Raw genomic sequence first — 17,444 nt, forward strand, 5'->3', positions numbered from 1 at the left:
TTGATCGTACCACTGGTTTCGCCACGCCGGTCACTCTATCGGTACGCTCCGAAAAAGTCTTTGATAGTTGGCGTGATTCCGCGTCAGTCGATCCGTACGAGCAGCCGGCCGGCCTCGACCGACATGCCGTCGGCCACGGCGACCTCGACGACCGTACCGCCGCGGGCGGCGACGAGCTCGTTCTCCATCTTCATCGCTTCGATCACGACGACGCCCTGACGCGGCTCGACGCGATCCCCTGGCCGCACCAGCACCCGGACGACGCGGCCGGGCATGGGCGACACGAGGCGCTGCTCGCCCGATCCGCCGGCGCTCCCGACGGCGCCGCGACGCAGGCGCCGCCCGTCGACGACGGCCGCGACGCTCACGTGCGGCAGTTGGATCAGCCACTCGCCGTCCGGCCGCGGCGTCAGCGCCGCGTCCACGCAGCGGCCGGTCTCACGATGGACGATGCAGACACCGAGGTCGGTGGCGCGCATCTCGACCTCGCGCGGCTCGCCGGCCGGCGCCGCGCCCGCCTCCTGCACGCGCACGCGGAACACGCCGCCGGCTGGTCCGGCGCCCTCCACCGGCTCGATCGACACCACGCGGACGCGGCCGTCGATCTCGACGTCGAACGTCATCGCAGCGCGCCCAGCCTGGCGGCGCGCCGCCAGGTGCCCGACGACGGCGGCGTCGCGTCCGCCGGCGCGCGGTGCGCGCGGCACCACGCCGCGAACGCCGCCGCCATCGCCGCGTCGTCTTCGTCGCGCGGCGTCGGCTCGACGAAGCGGCGGCCGCCGCGCGCGGCGAGCACGCCGTCGAGGTACGTGGTGTCGACGCGGCCGGCGAGGAACTCGGGCTGACGCACGAGCCACTGGAAGAACGGCACGGTCGTCGCGATGCCGACGACGCGATACTCGTCGAGCGCGCGGCTGAGCCTGGCGATCGCCTCCGCACGCGTGTCGCCCCAGACGACGAGCTTCGAGATCATGGCGTCGTAGTGCACCGGGATCTCGAAGCCCGGGGCGACGCCGCGATCGTCGCGCACGCCCGGTCCACCCGGGACCGACAGCGCGCGGACGATGCCCGGAGACGGGCGGAATCCGGCGTCCGGGTCCTCGGCGTAGATGCGGCACTCGATCGCGTGGGCGCGGGGCACGAGCGCCTGCTCGGCCGGGATGCCGAGCCGCTCGCCGCGCGCGATCCGGATCTGCCATTGCACGAGATCGACGCCGGTCACGATCTCGGTGATCGGATGCTCGACCTGCAGCCGCGTGTTCATCTCGAGGAAGTAGAGCTCCCCCGACGGGTCGAGCAGGAACTCGATCGTGCCGGCGTTCGTGTAGCCGGCCGCGCGTACGATCCGCGCGGCGGCGTCGGCCAGCGCGCGCCGCGTCGCCGGATCGATCGCCGGCGACGGCGACTCCTCCACGACTTTCTGGTGCCGGCGCTGGATCGAGCATTCCCGCTCGACGAACGGCAGCACGGCGCCGTGATCGTCGGCCAGCACCTGCACCTCGATGTGCCGGGGCGACGCGATCCGGCGCTCCAGATAGACGGTGCCGTCGCCGAAGGCCGACCGCGCCTCGGAGCGCGCCAGCCGAACCGCGGCGGCGAGCTCATCCGGCTGCTGCACCATCCTCAGGCCCTTGCCGCCGCCGCCGGCAACGGCCTTCACTAGCACGGGATAGCCGAGCCGCGCGGCCTCGGCCGCAATCGCGGCAACCGGCGCGGCCTCGTCGAACGGCGCGCCAGATCCCGGAACGACCGGCACGCCGGCCGCCGCGGCCACACGCCGTGCCGCGCTCTTGTCGCCCATCTGGGCGATCGCGGACGGCGGCGGGCCGATGAACGTCAAGCCGGCCTGCCGGCACGCGTCGGCGAACGCCTCGTTCTCGGCGAGGAACCCGTAGCCCGGGTGCACGAACGCCGCGCCGGCGCGACAGCCGGCGTCCACGAGCCGCTCGACGTGCAGGTAGCTGTCCTGGGCCGGCGCCGGACCGATGTGCACGGCTTCGTCGGCGAGCCGCACGTGCAGCGCGTCGCGATCCGCGTCCGAGTACACGGCGACCGCCTGCAGGCCCATCTCGTGACAGGCGCGGATGATCCGGACCGCGATCTCGCCGCGGTTGGCGACCAGCACCTTCATGTCGCGTCAGAGCGGGATGTTCCCGTGCTTGCGCGGCGGGTTGCGATCGCGCTTGTGCGCGAGGGTGGCCAGCGCGGCGATGAGCTTCGTCCTCGTTCGCCGCGGCGCGATGATCTCGTCGACGAACCCGCGCGACGCGGCGACGAACGGGTTCGCCAGCTTCGCGCGGAACTCGGCGACGAGCTCCGCGCGGAGCGCCGGCGCATCGGCCGCCTCCGCCAGCTCGCGGCGATAGAGCACGTTCACCGCGCCTTCGGGCCCCATGACGGCGATCTCGGCCGTCGGAAAGGCGTAGTTGAAGTCGGTGCGGATGTGCTTGCTCGCCATGACGCAGTACGCGCCGCCGTACGCCTTGCGCGTGATCACCGTGATCTTCGGCACGGTCGCTTCCGCGTAGGCGTAGAGCAGCTTCGCGCCCGCGCGGATGATGCCGCCGTGCTCCTGGCGGACGCCGGGCAGGAACCCCGGCACGTCTTCGAACGTGACGAGCGGGATGTTGAACGCGTCACAGAATCGGACGAACCGCGCGGCCTTCACGGACGCGTCGATGTCCAGGCAGCCGGCCAGCACGGCCGGCTGGTTCGCCACGATGCCGACCGGCTGGCCGGCCAGCCGCGCGAACCCGACGATGATGTTCCGCGCGAACTGGCGCTGCACCTCCAGGAACACGCCGTCGTCGACGACCGCGCCGATGAGCTCGTGCATGTCGTACGGCTGGTTCGGTTGCTCGGGCACGAGCGCGTCGAGCGCGGCCTCCTCGCGGTCGGACGGATCCGACGTCTCGCGGCGCGGCGCGTCGTCGAGGTTGTTCGACGGCAGGTAGCCGAGCAGCTCGCGGACGAGCTGGAGACACGCGCGATCGTCGGGGACGGCGAAGTGCGCGACGCCACTCGTCGCGTTGTGCGTCGTGGCGCCGCCGAGCTCTTCCTTCGTGACGTCCTCGTGCGTCACGGTCCGGATGACGTCCGGCCCGGTCACGAACATGTAGCTGCTGCCGTCCACCATGATCGTGAAGTCGGTGATCGCCGGCGAGTAGACCGCGCCGCCGGCGCACGGCCCGAGGATCGCGGAGATCTGCGGCACGACGCCCGAGGCCAGCGTGTTGCGCAGGAAGATGTCGGCGTAGCCGCCGAGCGACACGACGCCCTCCTGGATGCGGGCGCCGCCCGAGTCGTTGAGCCCGACGATGGGCGCGCCGAGCTTGACCGCGAGGTCCATCACCTTGACGATTTTCGCGGCGTTGGTCTCGGAGAGCGATCCGCCGAACACGGTGAAGTCCTGCGCGAAGGCGAACACCGGACGGCCGTCCACGCGGCCGTGGCCGGAGACGACGCCATCGCCCGGGACGATCTCCTGCTCCATCCCGAAATCGCGGCAGCGATGGGTCACGAGCTTGTCGAGCTCTTCGAAGCTGCCGGGATCGAACAGCAGGTCGATCCGCTCGCGCGCCGTGAGCTTGTTGGCGGCGTGTTGGCGGCGAAGGCGGGCCGTGCCGCCGCCCTCTTCGGCGCGGCGCTCCAGATCGGCGAGGCGCTCGCGCGCCGACGCCGGCCCGGCAGGCGGGCGGTCGCTCACGCCCGCGCTGCCTGCGCTTTCTCCCAGTCCTTCAGGAATTTCTCGAGCCCGATGTCGGTCAGCGGATGCTTGAAGCACTGCTCGATCACGGCCGCCGGACAGGTGCAGACGTGCGCGCCCATCCTCGCCGCCTCGACCATGTGCATCGGATGGCGCACGCTCGCGACCAGGATCTCGGTCGTGAACGCGTAGTGCGCGAAGATCTCGGCGATCTGCTCGATGAGCCCCATGCCGTCGGACGCGATGTCGTCGAGCCGGCCGACGAACGGGCTGACGTACGCCGCGCCCACCTTGGCCGCGAACAGCGCCTGCATCGGCGAGAAGACGAGCGTCACGTTCACGCGGATGCCCTCGCCGGCGAGGGTGCGCGTGGCGCGCACGCCTTCACGCGTGAACGGCACCTTCACGACGACGTGCGGATCGATCGTCGCGAGATCGCGCCCTTCGGCCACCATGCCGGCGAAGTCGGTCGCGACGACCTCGGCGCTCACGGGGCCGCGGACGGTCTGACAGATCTGCTTGATGATCCCGCGCGGATCCCCGACCTCCTTCGCGAGCAGCGACGGGTTCGTCGTGACGCCGTCGATCAGGCCGAGCGGCACGAGCGCCTCGATTTCCTTCAGGTTTCCGGTATCGATGAAGATCTTCATAAGGCCACCTGTCTGCAGTGCGCGACAACGGAATGCCTTGGCGTCGACGTGGCGGCCCTGCGATGGCATGCCGGACCGGCGCGCCAAGCTTGAACGCGCACGCCGTCTCGTCGAGCGGGTCTCGAATCAATGATAAGTCAGCCCGACGCGTCAGCGGACCGCGACGGTGACGCGATTCGACTGCTCGCTCACGTTCGACGTGGGGGCGGTGTCGACCGCGTACACCGAGTAGGTGTAGGTCGCGCCGGCCCGCGCCGTCCGGTCGACGTAGGTCGTCTCCTTGATTGGCGCGCGCGTCAGCGGCAGCATCGACCGCCCCTCGTCGTCGCCTCGAAGCACCACGTATCCGGCGAGATCGGCCGCTTCCACGCCGGTCCAGTTGAGCGTCACAAACGCGCCTTCCTGGATCGCTTGCAGCCCGGCCGGCGCGGGCGGCGGGTAGCTGTCCACGGGGGTCGTGCAGACCGGCGCCGACATCGGCCCCTCCGTCGTCGTCGCGGCCGACACCGTGACGGCGCGCACGGCGAAGCAGCGCTCTCGGCCGAATTCGACGGGCGCCGTGAACGCCGCGCCGGCGATGGGCGTCGCCGTGAGCACGGAGGGCGCGCCGGTACCAGCGCGATCGACGGCGAAGACTCGAACCGTTCGACCGGCCGCCTGCGCGTCCCACGCCACGCGGATGGAGGTCGCATCCGACGTCACGACCAACCCGTCGGGCGGAGGCGGCAACGCGCTCAGCGGTACCTGCACGGCAGCCGATACGGGGCCGCGGCGGTTGCGCCCCGCGACGCCGACGGCGACGTAGCTCCAGGCCTCGGCGCCGTTGATGCGGGCCGAGTCGGCCACGTCCACGAACGTCGCGCGTTCACCCGCCGTTGGCGGCGCCGTCGTCGCCGCTGGCGACGGCGGCTTCTCGCCGCCGGCCGCCGGCCGTACTGCGATGACGGCGATGGGCTCCCTGCCGCCGGCGAGGATCTGCGCGGCCGACGGCGCGGCGGCGCCCGGCATGGTCGCCACCCTGTAGATCTCGACGCGGCTCGTTGCTGGAGGCGTCGTGCCGTCGGCGTTGCCCGGCGCCGTGAAGGTGAGCGCGATGCGATCGTCGACGCGGTGGGCGGCCAGATCCGCGATCCTGGCCGGCACGGGCCTGAGCGGCGGCAGCGGGTTGCCCTTCTTGCCGCATCCGCCGGCGGCGGCCGCGAGGCTCACGAGGAACAACAGCGCCCGGGCCGGGCGCACGATCACAGGATGTACCTCGACAAGTCGTCGCTCCGCGCGATGTCTTCGAGCATGCGATCGACGTAGGGCGCGTCCACGCGAACCGACTGGCCGTCGAGCTCGGGCGCATGGAACGAGACCTCGTCGAGCAGCCGCTCCATCACGGTGTGGAGCCGCCGGGCGCCGATGTTCTCCGTCCGCTCGTTGACGAGCGTCGCCAGCTCGGCGATGCGCGCGATCGCCTCGGGCGTGAACTCGAGCGTGACGCCCTCGGTGGCCATGAGCGCCGTGTACTGCTTGATCAGCGCGCTCTTCGGCTCCGTCAGGATGCGGACGAACTCGTCGCGGCCGAGCGCTTCGAGCTCGACGCGAATCGGAAACCGGCCCTGCAGTTCCGGGATGAGATCCGACGGCTTGGAGATGTGGAACGCGCCGGCCGCGATGAACAGCACGTGATCGGTCTTCACCATGCCGTACTTCGTGTTGACGGTCGTGCCCTCCACGATCGGCAGGATGTCGCGCTGCACGCCTTCGCGGCTCACGTCCGGGCCGTGCGCGCCCTCGCGCCCGGCGATCTTGTCGATCTCGTCGAGAAAGACGATGCCCGACTGCTCGACGCGCTCGATCGCGAGCCGCGCGACCCCTTCCATGTCGATCAGCTTCTGCGCTTCCTCACCCGTGAGGTACTCGAACGCCTCGTGGACCCGCATCCGCCGGCGCTTGGTCTTCCCCTGGAAGAACCCCGGCAGCATGTCCCGCAGGTTGACGCCGATCTCCTCGACGGACGAGCCCTGCACGATCTCGAAGGACGGCATCGCGCGATCGCGGACGTCGAGCTCGACCGACTTCGTGTCGAGCCGGCCTGCCCGCAACTGCTCGCGCAGGCGCTCGCGCGTGCTCGTCGCCGCCTCCGCGGCCCCGGGGACGCTCGGGGACGCCTCACCGTACGACGCGGTGACGGGAGGCGAGGGCGGCAGCAGCAGGTCGAGCAGCCGCTCCTCGGCCGCCTGGCGCGCGCGCTCGCGCACCTCGACCTCGCGCTCCTCGCGCACCATCTTCACCGCGATCTCGACGAGGTCCCGCACCATCGACTCGACATCGCGGCCGACGTAGCCGACCTCGGTGAACTTGGACGCTTCGATCTTCAGGAACGGCGACTGCGCCAGGCGGGCGAGCCGGCGCGCGATCTCGGTCTTGCCAACGCCGGTCGGTCCGATCATCAGGATGTTCTTCGGCGCGACCTCGTCGGCCATGTCGGCCGGCAACCGCTGCCGCCGATAGCGGTTGCGCAGCGCGATCGCCACCGCCCGCTTCGCCTTCGCCTGGCCGACGACGTGCTTGTCGAGCTCGGCGACGATCTGTCGCGGCGTCAGCGCGTGCGCCGGCGAGACGGGCGACTCGCGGACCGGCGTCGGCACCATCTAGATCTCTTCCACCACGAGCCGGCTGTTCGTGTAGATGCAGATATCGGCCGCGATCGCCATCGCGCGCTCGACGATCCCGCGCGCGTCCAGCGCGCTGTGCTGCACGAGCGCCCGCGCCGCCGCGAGCGCGAACGCCCCACCCGATCCGATGCCCATCACGCCGTCGTCCGGCTCGATCAGATCGCCCGTGCCGGAGACGAGGTACATCGCGCGCGCGTCGGCGACGAGCATCATCGCCTCGAGCCGGCGCAGCGCGCGATCGGTCCGCCAGTCGCGCGCGAGCTCCACGGCCGCGCGCTCGAGGTTGCCTCGATGTTCCTCGAGCTTGCCTTCGAACCGGCTGAAGAGCGCGAAGCCGTCGGCCGCGGTGCCGGCGAACCCGGCCAGGACGCGCTCGTGATAGAGCCGGCGCACTTTGCGGGCCTGGTGTTTGACGACCGTCTGCCCCAGCGTGACCTGCCCGTCGCTCGCGAGCGCGACCCGGCCCTGGTGGCGGACGCCGAGAACGGTGGTGGCATGCGTGGCGGACATGAGGAAGGAGGACGGCGATCGACGGGACTCTTCGCATCGTAGTGCTGTCAGCCGCAGAGGGCAAGCGACGAGGACACTCCGCGCGCCGATGGAACGTCGAACGCTCTCGCATCAGCGTCGTGGTGGCAGTAGAGTTGCAGTAGCGGCAGTCACGTACCAGGAGGCTCCCATGACCAGGATCCTGACGTTCGCGGGCGCTTCGCTTCTCGTCGCGGCGCTCGCCGCGCCGGCCGCGGGCCAGGCAGTGCCGCGCAGCGCAGGCGGCGGTTCGTCTTCCGGTTCGGGCAGCTCGGGTTCCGGGTCGGGTTCGAGCTCGTCGGGCGGCGACAGCTCGAGCGGCGGCGGCAGCTACGAGCCGCCCGTGGCACGGCGCGCGCCGGCCACTGCGCAGCCGCGGAGCGCGGGTGGCGCGCAACCCCGGGGCGGGGTATCGACAGGGGCCGCCGCCTCTGAACGACGCGGCGGCGGAAACGCCGGTGCGTCCCGCGCCTCCGAGCCAGGCAGCGTCCGCCTCGCCCGGAGCCGCGGCGCGAGAGCGGCGACGGAGTTCCGCGGTCAGGCCATCGCGCGGCCGTTCGTCCAGGTTCGGCCGACCCGACCAGTGTTCGTCGGGCGCTACTACTCGCCCTGGTACTTCGGCGGCAGCGTCTACAGCTCGAGATACTACGGCTACAACCCGTTCGGTTGGCGCTACTCGCCGTTCGGGTACTACGGGCTCTACGGCTTCGTCCCCTACGGCGCGTATTACTCTGACCCGTGGGACCCGTTCATGTACGGCGGCGCCGGCGGCGGCGCCTACGATCGCGACCGCGATCGGGACGACGACCGGCTCATGGGATCGGTCAGGCTCCGCATGAACCCGCGGCACGCGAAGGTGTACGTCGACGGAGCGCTCGTCGGCATGGTCGACGACTTCGACGGGCTGCGCGATCACCTCGAGGTCGACGCGGGGCGGCACGAGATCGAAGTGCGCGCCGAGGGCTACGAAACCTATCGGACGGAAGTCGTGGTGACGCCCGGCAAGACGACGACCGAACGCGCGAAGCTCAAGAAGAAGTGAGACGACGAACGCGCCGCTGGCGCGTCAACACCCAGTAGAGGGGCACGCCCGCCACGATCACCGCCAGCCCGGCGAGCGACGTGCGCGGGCTGTTCCAGATCTCGTTGCCGACCATCAGCGCGCTCGCCAGCACGAACAGCGCCGGCGTCCACGGGTAGCCGAACGCCTTGAACGGCCGTTCCGCGTGCGGATGCCGGCGCCGCAGCACGAACACCGCCAGCACCGCCACCCCGGCGAACAGCACGACGGCGAAGCCCGTGTAGGCCACGAGCGCCGACAGCGTGCCCGAGAGCACGAGCACGCTGCTCCAGGCTGCTTGTGCGCCGATGGCGATCGCCGGCGTGCGGAACTTCGGATGCACCTTCGCGGCCGACGGCCAGAACACGCCGTCGCGCGCCATCGCGTAGTAGACGCGCGGACCGGCCCAGACCATCGCGCTCACGCTCGCCGCGATGCTGATGATCGTGAACACGGCGAGGACGTTGCCGGCGACGAACCCGAACAGCCGCTCGGCAACGATGTCGGTGAGCCGGCCGTCGAGCGCCGCGATGTCGCTCACCGGCATCGCATAGAGAAAGAGCACGTTCAGCGCGAGATAGAACAGGACGACGACGAGCGTGCCGCCGAACAGCGCGAGCGGCAGGTTGCGGCCCGGATCTCTCACCTCTTCCGCGACGTACGCCGCGGCATTCCATCCCGAGTAGCTGAACATCACCGGCACGAGCGCGAGCAGCCAGTTGATGCTGGGATTCGGCACGTCGTGCGTGCTCGCCAGATTGCCGGCCTGGCCGTCTCCGAGCGACAGACCGATGGCGATGAAGACGGCCAGCGCCGAGACCTTCAGGCCGGCGAGCAGGTTGTGCACGATCCGGCCGGTGCCGTGGAGATGAACCATCGACAGCGCCACGATGGCGCCGATGGCGACGATTGCCTGCGGCGTCACGGTCAGCGGCACGTAGGGCAGCGGCAGCACGAGCAGCGTCTCGCGGCTGGCCGCGGCAGGGACGAACCGGCCGATGTAGTCGGCGAGCGCCACCGCGCCGGCGGCAATCGCGCCCGAGAAGCCGGCGACGAACGACGTCCAGCCCGACAGGAACGCGGCCAGGCTGCCGTACGCGTCCCGCAGGTAGACGTACTCGCCGCCAGCGCGCGGCCGCAGCGTCGCCAGCTCGGCGTAGGCCATGGCCCCGGCGAAGGCCAGCAATCCGCCGAAGAGCCACACGCCGAGCATCGCACCGGCCGACGGCGTGAGCCGCGCGACGAGGATCGGCACGAAGAAGATGCCTCCGCCGATGACGTTGGAGATGACGATGGCGGCGGCGTCCACCGGCCCGAGGCGGCGGCTCAGCGTGGCCTCGGCCTGGCCCGGAACGGTGCCGGCCGCGGAGGAGCTCACTGGGCGGCGGACGCGGCGAGGCGCGGGATGATGCGGCGGTCGATCCGGACGTCCCCGATGCGCACGATCTTGCCGTCGCGCTTGGCGAGGATCCGCGCGGTGACGTCCTTGAACATGCTGTGGGTGAACAGCTCGGAGCGCGGCTGCTCGAGCGTGTAGCCGGTGTCGGCGCGCACGAGGATCGGCTCGCTGGCGGCGCCGGGCTGCAACGGCTCGGAGCCCAGCCCGCGCACTTCCTTTCCGTCCATCTCGCCGTCGTCGCCTTCGCGCCAGAAGCCGATCGTCAACTGGATCTCGGTGGCCGGCACGGTGCCGTCGTTCTTCAGCCGGAAGCTGACGCTGGGCACGAGCTTGTTGAGCCCGTCCTTGACGCCCGCGTCGAACCAGCCGGTCATCGTGTCGGTGACGCTGATCTTCGTGAGGTCGATGGCGGGCCCGCAGGCGCTGGATGCCGCGGCTGCGGCCAAGGCGAGCGCCAGCCCGAGCGGAGCCCGGAGTCGATGGAACATGTGTCGGGATTCTAGCTCAGAAGCTTCCGACGCTGATACGCCCCTTCAACTCCTCGCGCGAGAGCTTGTTCTGCCGATAGGCGATGAGGTCGGCCCCGCTCGCCTTCAGCACGAGCTTGTTGGTCGGCTCCCGGAGGAGCGACGGCTGCATCGCCGGATCGATGCCGCTGGCGTAGATGAGCAACGTGTCAGTGGGACCGACGGGCAGCCCGCCGGAGTTGTCCACGATCGCGTCGACGAGCGCATCGCGGACCGCCGATCGGTAGATCCACACCAGGTCGGGGCGGCCGACGGCCGCGTCGCGCCGGCCGGGCACCGCCACGTCCGGCTGCACGACGTCGGCAGCGACGCGGCCAGACGCCGGGCGTCCGAGCGGCGGCCGATTGATCATCAGGTTCATGACCTGCAGCGTCAGCGACACGCTCGGCACCTGCACCTGGAAGACGTAGAGCCCGAGCTGATGATCGGCGATGCCGCTGACCACCGGCGACTCCCCGGTGGAGAAGCTCAGCTCGGCGATGTCCGGCGTGATCTCGGCCGCGCGCCGGGCGAAGCTCTGCCCGCCGGTTTCGACCGCGGTCCTCAGCACCATCTCGAACGTCTGGACCTGGGGCTTCGCCGGGTCGCTCGGCGGCGCCGTCTGCGCCGAGACCGGAGCGGACACCAACAGGGCCGCCAGCACTCTCCCACACAGCCGCATCGTCATGGTCCTCACCTATCGGGTTGCCGCGCTCTGGCCAAGGGAGAGCGACACGAGCATCTCGTTGCGCCGCTGGAGGCCGACCTGACGACTCTTCAGGTCCATGGTCTCCATGCCCATCATCGTCACCGTGCGCGACAGCTCGTCCTGGCGTTCCGTCAAAGCGCGGAGCTGATGAGCGAGATCGGCCACGTTCGACTGGCCCGGTTCCGCCTCGCGCGCGCCGGCGGCCGGCCGGCTCGACAACACGCGCACGAGCTCGCCCATCGTCTCGTTCGATCGCTCGAGATCGCGGACGCGCTGTTCGAGCCGCATCACCGTGCTCTGGAGCGCCGGCGCGGCTGCGGCGGGATCGTTCGAGGCCACCGCGGCAGGCGCCGCAGCAGTACGGAGGGCGTGGGTCATGGCGCCGCCCGCGGCACCGACCGCCAGGACGAGACCGGCCGCCGCGGCCATCGCCCATGCGGGGATCGACGACCACGCCGGCCGTTGCGCCGCGAACGGCCGCCAGAGGGGACCGGGTTCCGGCACCTCCCAGGCCAACAGATCCTGCCGCGTCGCGCGCAGGGCGCGCACTTCCTGCCGGCAGTCGACGCAGTCCCCGAGGTGCGCGTCGATCGTCCTGCGCTCAGCGGGCTCGCATTCGTCGTAGACGTACCCGATCAGTCGTTCCCGGTCTTCACACATACGGACATCGCCTCTCGACAACCACCACGAGCTTCACGTCGTGCTCTCCCACGTCGCCCGGCGGAGCGCGGCCTCCTGCCCCTGCTGCCGCTCCAGTCGCCGCCGCAGGACCGAAAGTCCCTGGTACAGCCGCGTCTTCACGGTGCTGAGCGGACAGCCGAGCTGGTCGGCAATCTCCTGGAACGTCAAGCCCTGATATTCCTTGAGGACGATGGCCAGGCGCTGCTCGGCGGGCAGCTCGGCCATCGCCCTGGCGACGGCAGCCGACATCTCCCGGCGCGCGACCAGCTCCTCGACCGACTCCGCCGGGGACGGCTGCGCGTCGGCCAGATCGACGGCGTCCGCGCCTTCAGGCATCTGGACGACCGGCGCCCGGCGCTCCTTGCGGACCCAGTCGCGGCAGAGATTGAGCGTGATGCGATAGAGCCACGACGAGAACTTCGCCTCGCCCTTGAAGCCGCGCAGCCCGCGGTAGGCGCGCATGAACGCTTCCTGCACGACGTCGCGGGCATCTTCCTCGCGCCCGAGCGTGCGGTACGCCAGGCCGAAGATCGGCCGTTCCCAGCGCGTGACGAGCTGGTTGAACGCATCGAGGTCGCCGCCTGTCGCGCGGGCGACCAGTTCCTCATCGGTCCGAATCATCAGGGCTCGAGCAGGGATCGAAGCGGAGGCGCTGGCATCCGTCGTCCCTCGCTGTGTTAGACGGCTGGCGGCACCCGGCAGTCGGTACGACGCCGCCGCCGGCGGACCCGGAGATGGACGGGAGCCGCGGCGACCATCGAATGAGCCGGTGCTCCTCAGTATACCGGCTCGTGCGGCTGGCCCGGAACCGGGCCGGATGGTACAGTACAGGATTACCCCCGGACGGGCCGACCGGCCTGAGGGCCGGGATCACCGCTCGTCCATGATTCAGCTCACCGGCCTGACCAAGTCTTTCGGGGACCGGGTCCTGCTCGACGACGTCACGTGGACGGTCGGCGACGGGGACCGCGTCGGTCTGTGCGGCCCCAACGGTGCCGGCAAGACCACGCTCCTCCGGATGCTGGCCGGCCTCGACGAGCCCGATCGCGGCGCCATCGTCAAGCCGGCCGGCCTGACGGTGGGCTACCTGCCCCAGGACGGCATCGAGCACAGCGGCCGCACCGTGTTCGACGAGGCGTCGCTCGCCTTTCAGCCGTTGCTCGAGGCGAGGGCGGAGATCGATCGCATCGAACACGCGCTGGCGGACCCGGCGCTGCCCGACGGCGAGCACGAGATGCTGCTCGTCCGGTACCACGAGGTGTCGGAGGCCTTTCGCCGGGGTGAGGGACACAGCATCGACCTGCGCGTGACGCAGGTGCTCGAGGGCCTGGGGTTCTCGAAGGCCGACTTCGGCCGGCTCACGCAGACGTTTTCGGGCGGATGGCAGATGCGCATCGCCCTGTCGAAGCTGCTGCTCGGGCGCCCGACGCTCCTGCTGCTCGACGAGCCGACGAACCACCTCGATCTCGACGCACGAAACTGGCTCGAGACGTTCCTCTCGTCCTATCCGCATCCGGTCATCCTCGTCTCGCACGACCGCTTCTTCCTCGACGCGGCCTGCACGCGCATCGCGGACCTTTCGCTCCGCACGATCACCGACTACGTCGGGTCGTACTCCAAGTACCTCGTCGAGCGTGACGCCAGGCTCGATCGGCTGCGCAAGGCCAAGCAGGAGCAGGACGAGGAGATTGCCCGGATGCGGGCCTTCATCGATCGCTTCCGGTATCAGGCCACGAAAGCCGCCCAGGTGCAGAGCCGGATCAAGATGCTCGAGAAGGTCGTGCCGATCGAGGTCCCGCCGGAACGGAAGCGCGTGCGCTTCACGTTTCCGTCGTGCCCGAAGAGCGGCCGCACGGTGCTCGAGCTGCAGGGCGCGCGCAAAGCGTACGGCGACAACGTCGTGCTCGACGACGTCGACCTGCACATCGAGCGCGGCGACCGGATCGCGCTCGTCGCGCCCAACGGCGCCGGCAAGTCCACGTTGATGCGCCTGCTGGCCGGCACCGAGGCGCCCGATCGCGGGACCCGGCGGGAAGGGCACCAGGTGGTGCTGCAGTACTTCGCGCAGGACGAGGCCAACCGGCTCGATCCCGTCAAGACCGTCTACGAAACCATGGAAGCCGACTCGCCGGTCGGGATGGTGCCGGGGATCCGGAACATCCTCGGCGGGTTCCTCTTCTCCGGCGACGACATCTACAAGAAGGCGGGCGTGCTCTCCGGCGGCGAACGCACGCGCCTGGCCGTCGCTCGCATGCTCCTCGTGCCCTCGAACACGCTGCTCCTCGACGAGCCGACGAACCACCTCGACCTCGACTCGAAGGACGTGCTGCTCGACGCGCTCCAGGATTTCGGCGGCACGCTCATCTTCGTGTCGCACGATCGCTATTTCGTCGACAAGCTCGCCACCAAGATCGTCGCCGTCGGTCACGGCGCCATCGAGGTCTATCCCGGCACCTACGAGCAGTTCCTCTGGAGCCGCCAGACCCGCTCGGCGGCGAGCCCGCCGCCATCGTCGTCGGCCGCGCCTGCGCGCCAGCCGTCGCCGGCGACGCCACCGGCCGCGCCGCGTAAGCGCGCGCCCGAGCCCCAGCCGTCCACCACACCGGCGCCCTCGTACGAACAGAAGAAGAAGGCTGACGCGGAAGCCCGCAAACGCCGCCGGGACCTGGACTCACGCGACCGGCGCATCGCGGACCTCGAGGCGCGCATCGCTGATCGCGAGCAGAGAATCCGGGATCTCGAGGCCAGGATGGCGGCCGCCGGCTTCTACGACGATCGCGCTCGAGCGGACGCGATCGTGTCCGAGCATCGCAATCTCATGTGGGAAGTCGGCGACCTGATGAACCAGTGGGAAGCCCTTCAAACGCAGGGAATTCTCGAATAGTCTGAAACTTACATCTTTGTAATTCCGCGCGACTTCTGTCATCATCCGGCCGGCCACTCGGGGAACGGGCGGGCAAGTCAGGACAGATTTCGTGGGCCTTCCAGGCTGCGGAGCGGTACGCGCCTTGCCTTGGCTGCCCCCACGTGCGAACGCCGGAGATCACGGAGATGCCTCGTCAATCGACTCACGCGGACGACGTGGCGCCGGCTGGCCCGAAGGCCGGGCGCGCGGATTCCACTTCGCTTGCCGGCGCCGATGGCCCGGCGTCCCCGGCTCCCGACGAGGTCGGCGACCGGTTCTTTCGTCATCTCGTCTTCAACCTGCGTACGGGCGTGCTGGCGATCACGCGAGCCGGCCGCGTGGCGGCGATGAACGACCTCGCCTACCGCGTGCTCGGGCTCCAGCACCGGCCGCGGGATCTCGAGCGTCATTTCACCGAGGTGCTGCACGACTGCCCCGAGGTCAGCCGTGTGCTGCAGCAGGCCTTCGACTCCGCCGATCTGCCGAACCGCGCCGAGATGCGCCTGCGCAAGACGGGCCGCGCCATCGGCTACACCCTGTCGCACATCCACGACGATGCCGGCGCGCTCGTGGGGGCCACGCTGTTCTTCAAGGACCTGACGCGGGTCGAGCAGATGGAGGAGCGCGATCGGCTGCGCGATCGGCTCGCGGCGCTCGGGGAGATGGCCGCGGCCATCGCGCACGAAGTGAAGAACCCGCTCGCGAGCATCGAGGTCATGGCCGGCGTGCTGAAGCGGCAGCTCGCCGAGCACCCGGACTCGCTCGAGACGCTGAACGACATCATCAAGGAAGCGAAGATGGCGAACGCCATCGTCGTCGAAGTACTCGAATTCGTTCGGCCGATTCAACTTCAGGTCGATCGGGTCGATATCGAGGAGGTGCTGAAGGACGCAATCACGCTCGCCGAAGGCAAGCGGCGCCGCGGGGCCGTCTCGATCCAGATGAACCTTTCGCCGGACGTCTCGGATCTGCTCGCCGATGCGCACCAGCTTCGGCAGCTCTTCTCGAACCTGGTCGCCAACGCGTTCGAAGCCCTCGAGGGCGAAGGCCAGGTCGACATCAGGACGTCGCTCATCCCGGGACAGGAGGAGCCGGGCGGCACGGGCGAGTACCTCGCGCCGCAGGTCGTCGTCGAGATCAAGGACAGCGGGCCCGGCATCGCGCCCGACGATCTCGAGCGCATCTTCAGTCCGTTCTTCACCACGAAGCCACAAGGCACCGGCCTCGGCCTCGCCATCGTGCGCAAGGTCATCGACGCGCACGACGGCCGGATCGACGCCGTGTCGGCGCCTGGGCGCGGCGCCACGTTCAGGGTGACGCTGCCGGTCGTGCCATCGGCCGGCAGTCTGGGGAGATAAGGCATGGGACGCATTCTCGTCGTCGACGATCACGATTCGCTGCGCAAGGGGCTCGTCCGGGCGTTGTCGAACGCCGGGCACGAAGTGGAAGAAGCGAGCAACGGCACGCTCGCCATCGAGCGGCTGCAGGAGAGCCAGTTCGACGTCGTGCTCACCGACCTGCGCATGGGCGGCGCCGACGGCATGGACGTGCTGCGGACGACGCGATCGATCCAGCCCACCGCGGCGGTGGTGCTCATGACGGCGTTCGGCTCGATCCACACGGCGGTCGAAGCGATGAAGATCGGCGCCTTCGACTTCGTCCAGAAGCCGTTCGAGATCGAGGAGATGGAGCTCAAGATCGAGAAGGCGATCGAGCTGCGTCACCTGAAGTCGCAGGTCGAGTACCTGCGCCACGAGCAGCAGGACATGTACGACTTCGATCGCATCGTCGGCGCGAGCGGCGCGCTGCAGCACGTGCTGACGATGGTGAAGAAGGTGGCGCGGAGCAACTCGACCGTGCTGATCCGCGGCGAAACGGGGACCGGCAAGGAGCTGATCGCCGGCGCGATCCACCACAATTCGAACCGCGCGTCGCGGGCGTTCGTCAAGGTGAACTGCGCCGCGCTGCAGGAGAACCTCCTCGAGTCGGAGCTGTTCGGCCACGAGAAGGGCGCGTTCACGAGCGCGGACAAACAGCGCATCGGCCGGTTCGAGCAGGCCGACGGCGGCACGCTGTTCCTCGACGAGGTCGGCGACATGAGCCCGAGCACGCAGGCCAAAATCCTCCGCGTGCTGCAGGAACACGAGTTCGAGCGCCTCGGCGGCACGCGGACGCTGCGCGTGGACGTGCGGATCATCGCGGCCACCAACCGCAACCTGTCGCAGATGGTCCAGGACGGCCGGTTCCGCGAGGACCTGTTCTACCGGCTCAACGTCGTGTCGGTCGAGATGCCGCCGCTCCGCGACCGCAAGGAAGACATCCCCGCGCTCGCCAACTTCTTCGTCCGCCGGATCGCCGGCGATCTGAAGAAGAAGATCGACGGCATCGATCCGGAAGCGCTGAAGGTGCTGATGCGGCACAACTGGCCGGGCAACATCCGCGAGCTCGAGAACGTGGTCGAGCGCGCCGTGCTGCTGGCCGAGGGCGGCACGGTCCGCGCCGCCGACCTACAGATTGGCGATCAGTCGTCGCCCTCGTCGAGCTCCGAGCGCGCGCCGGCGGTCAAGATCCCGCCGACGGGCATCCCGCTGGAAGAGATCGAGCGGCAGGCCGTCGTCGAGTCGCTCAGGATGTCGA

General features: G+C 70.0%; 16 protein-coding genes. 4 read left to right on the plus strand and 12 right to left on the minus strand.

The window, feature by feature from the left end; all coding sequences use genetic code 11:
• Positions 1–83: 83 nt before the first annotated feature.
• The 7 genes from IT184_16460 to hslV form a co-directional block, all read right to left on the minus strand.
• Positions 84–623, minus strand: a complete 540-nt coding sequence (locus IT184_16460; protein MCC7010403.1) for a hypothetical protein — start codon at positions 621–623, stop codon at positions 84–86.
• Positions 620–2,131: an acetyl-CoA carboxylase biotin carboxylase subunit gene (locus IT184_16465; protein ID MCC7010404.1), complete on the minus strand. Its 1,512-nt coding sequence runs from the start codon at positions 2,129–2,131 to the stop codon at positions 620–622. Before IT184_16465 ends, IT184_16460 begins: the two co-directional genes overlap by 4 nt.
• Positions 2,132–2,137: 6 nt before the next feature.
• Positions 2,138–3,706 (minus strand): acyl-CoA carboxylase subunit beta, encoded by a 1,569-nt coding sequence (locus IT184_16470; GenBank protein MCC7010405.1) that lies wholly within the window; start codon positions 3,704–3,706, stop codon positions 2,138–2,140.
• The gene (gene fsa / locus IT184_16475) at positions 3,703–4,356 is read right to left on the minus strand and encodes a fructose-6-phosphate aldolase (protein MCC7010406.1); all 654 of its coding nucleotides are present in this window, start codon (positions 4,354–4,356) and stop codon (positions 3,703–3,705) included. Before fsa ends, IT184_16470 begins: the two co-directional genes overlap by 4 nt.
• Before the next feature lie 150 nt (positions 4,357–4,506).
• A complete protein-coding gene (locus IT184_16480) occupies positions 4,507–5,601 on the minus strand; it encodes a hypothetical protein (GenBank protein ID MCC7010407.1) in 1,095 nt (364 codons plus the stop codon).
• Entirely contained in the window at positions 5,598–6,995 is a 1,398-nt protein-coding gene (gene hslU / locus IT184_16485) for an ATP-dependent protease ATPase subunit HslU (GenBank protein MCC7010408.1), read from the minus strand. Before hslU ends, IT184_16480 begins: the two co-directional genes overlap by 4 nt.
• Positions 6,996–7,529, minus strand: a complete 534-nt coding sequence (gene hslV / locus IT184_16490) for an ATP-dependent protease subunit HslV (protein ID MCC7010409.1) — start codon at positions 7,527–7,529, stop codon at positions 6,996–6,998.
• Between the two features lie 601 nt (positions 7,530–8,130).
• On the opposite strand from hslV, the gene IT184_16495 reads away from it, so the two are divergent.
• Positions 8,131–8,589 (plus strand): PEGA domain-containing protein, encoded by a 459-nt coding sequence (locus tag IT184_16495; protein MCC7010410.1) that lies wholly within the window; start codon positions 8,131–8,133, stop codon positions 8,587–8,589.
• Here the strand turns inward: IT184_16495 and IT184_16500 are convergent.
• Genes IT184_16500 through IT184_16520 form a run of 5 tightly spaced genes read right to left on the minus strand, consistent with a single transcriptional unit; the run spans position 8,576 to position 12,523 of the window.
• Complete coding sequence (locus IT184_16500) at positions 8,576–9,985, minus strand: amino acid permease (GenBank protein ID MCC7010411.1); 1,410 nt, start codon at positions 9,983–9,985, stop codon at positions 8,576–8,578. The two genes, IT184_16495 and IT184_16500, sit on opposite strands and share 14 nt — an antisense overlap.
• Positions 9,982–10,494 carry a hypothetical protein gene (locus IT184_16505; GenBank protein ID MCC7010412.1) on the minus strand — a complete coding sequence of 171 codons (513 nt, stop codon included), beginning with the start codon at positions 10,492–10,494 and terminating at the stop codon, positions 9,982–9,984. Before IT184_16505 ends, IT184_16500 begins: the two co-directional genes overlap by 4 nt.
• A 16-nt stretch (positions 10,495–10,510) precedes the next feature.
• On the minus strand, positions 10,511–11,200 hold the full coding sequence (locus IT184_16510; protein MCC7010413.1) for a hypothetical protein: 690 nt from the start codon (positions 11,198–11,200) through the stop codon (positions 10,511–10,513).
• A 9-nt stretch (positions 11,201–11,209) separates the two neighbouring features.
• Positions 11,210–11,881: a zf-HC2 domain-containing protein gene (locus tag IT184_16515; protein MCC7010414.1), complete on the minus strand. Its 672-nt coding sequence runs from the start codon at positions 11,879–11,881 to the stop codon at positions 11,210–11,212.
• A gap of 33 nt (positions 11,882–11,914) precedes the next feature.
• A complete protein-coding gene (locus IT184_16520; GenBank protein MCC7010415.1) occupies positions 11,915–12,523 on the minus strand; it encodes a sigma-70 family RNA polymerase sigma factor in 609 nt (202 codons plus the stop codon).
• 262 nt (positions 12,524–12,785) lie between these two features.
• Between IT184_16520 and IT184_16525 the strand changes: the two genes are divergently transcribed.
• The 3 genes from IT184_16525 to IT184_16535 all read left to right on the plus strand — a co-directional run.
• On the plus strand, positions 12,786–14,786 hold the full coding sequence (locus tag IT184_16525; protein MCC7010416.1) for an ABC-F family ATP-binding cassette domain-containing protein: 2,001 nt from the start codon (positions 12,786–12,788) through the stop codon (positions 14,784–14,786).
• A 167-nt stretch (positions 14,787–14,953) separates the two neighbouring features.
• Positions 14,954–16,165, plus strand: a complete 1,212-nt coding sequence (locus IT184_16530; GenBank protein ID MCC7010417.1) for a hypothetical protein — start codon at positions 14,954–14,956, stop codon at positions 16,163–16,165.
• Positions 16,166–16,168: 3 nt separating this feature from the next.
• Positions 16,169–17,444: sigma-54-dependent Fis family transcriptional regulator (locus tag IT184_16535; protein ID MCC7010418.1), on the plus strand; the 1,276-nt coding region annotated here is incomplete at its 3' end.

Source organism: Acidobacteriota bacterium, assembly GCA_020853395.1.
GTDB lineage: Bacteria > Acidobacteriota > Vicinamibacteria > Vicinamibacterales > SCN-69-37 > JADYYY01.

What these genes read in the sequence shown, in the direction of transcription:
- IT184_16520 (MCC7010415.1), bottom strand. Translation starts at nt 12,523, where the DNA reads ATGATTCGGACCGATGAGGAACTGGTCGCCCGCGCGACAGGCGGCGAC.
- IT184_16460 (MCC7010403.1), bottom strand. Translation starts at nt 623, where the DNA reads ATGACGTTCGACGTCGAGATCGACGGCCGCGTCCGCGTGGTGTCGATC.
- IT184_16510 (MCC7010413.1), bottom strand. Translation starts at nt 11,200, where the DNA reads ATGACGATGCGGCTGTGTGGGAGAGTGCTGGCGGCCCTGTTGGTGTCC.
- IT184_16465 (MCC7010404.1), bottom strand. Translation starts at nt 2,131, where the DNA reads ATGAAGGTGCTGGTCGCCAACCGCGGCGAGATCGCGGTCCGGATCATC.
- fsa (MCC7010406.1), bottom strand. Translation starts at nt 4,356, where the DNA reads ATGAAGATCTTCATCGATACCGGAAACCTGAAGGAAATCGAGGCGCTC.
- hslV (MCC7010409.1), bottom strand. Translation starts at nt 7,529, where the DNA reads ATGTCCGCCACGCATGCCACCACCGTTCTCGGCGTCCGCCACCAGGGC.
- IT184_16525 (MCC7010416.1), top strand. Translation starts at nt 12,786, where the DNA reads ATGATTCAGCTCACCGGCCTGACCAAGTCTTTCGGGGACCGGGTCCTG.
- hslU (MCC7010408.1), bottom strand. Translation starts at nt 6,995, where the DNA reads ATGGTGCCGACGCCGGTCCGCGAGTCGCCCGTCTCGCCGGCGCACGCG.
- IT184_16515 (MCC7010414.1), bottom strand. Translation starts at nt 11,881, where the DNA reads ATGTGTGAAGACCGGGAACGACTGATCGGGTACGTCTACGACGAATGC.
- IT184_16530 (MCC7010417.1), top strand. Translation starts at nt 14,954, where the DNA reads ATGCCTCGTCAATCGACTCACGCGGACGACGTGGCGCCGGCTGGCCCG.
- IT184_16505 (MCC7010412.1), bottom strand. Translation starts at nt 10,494, where the DNA reads ATGTTCCATCGACTCCGGGCTCCGCTCGGGCTGGCGCTCGCCTTGGCC.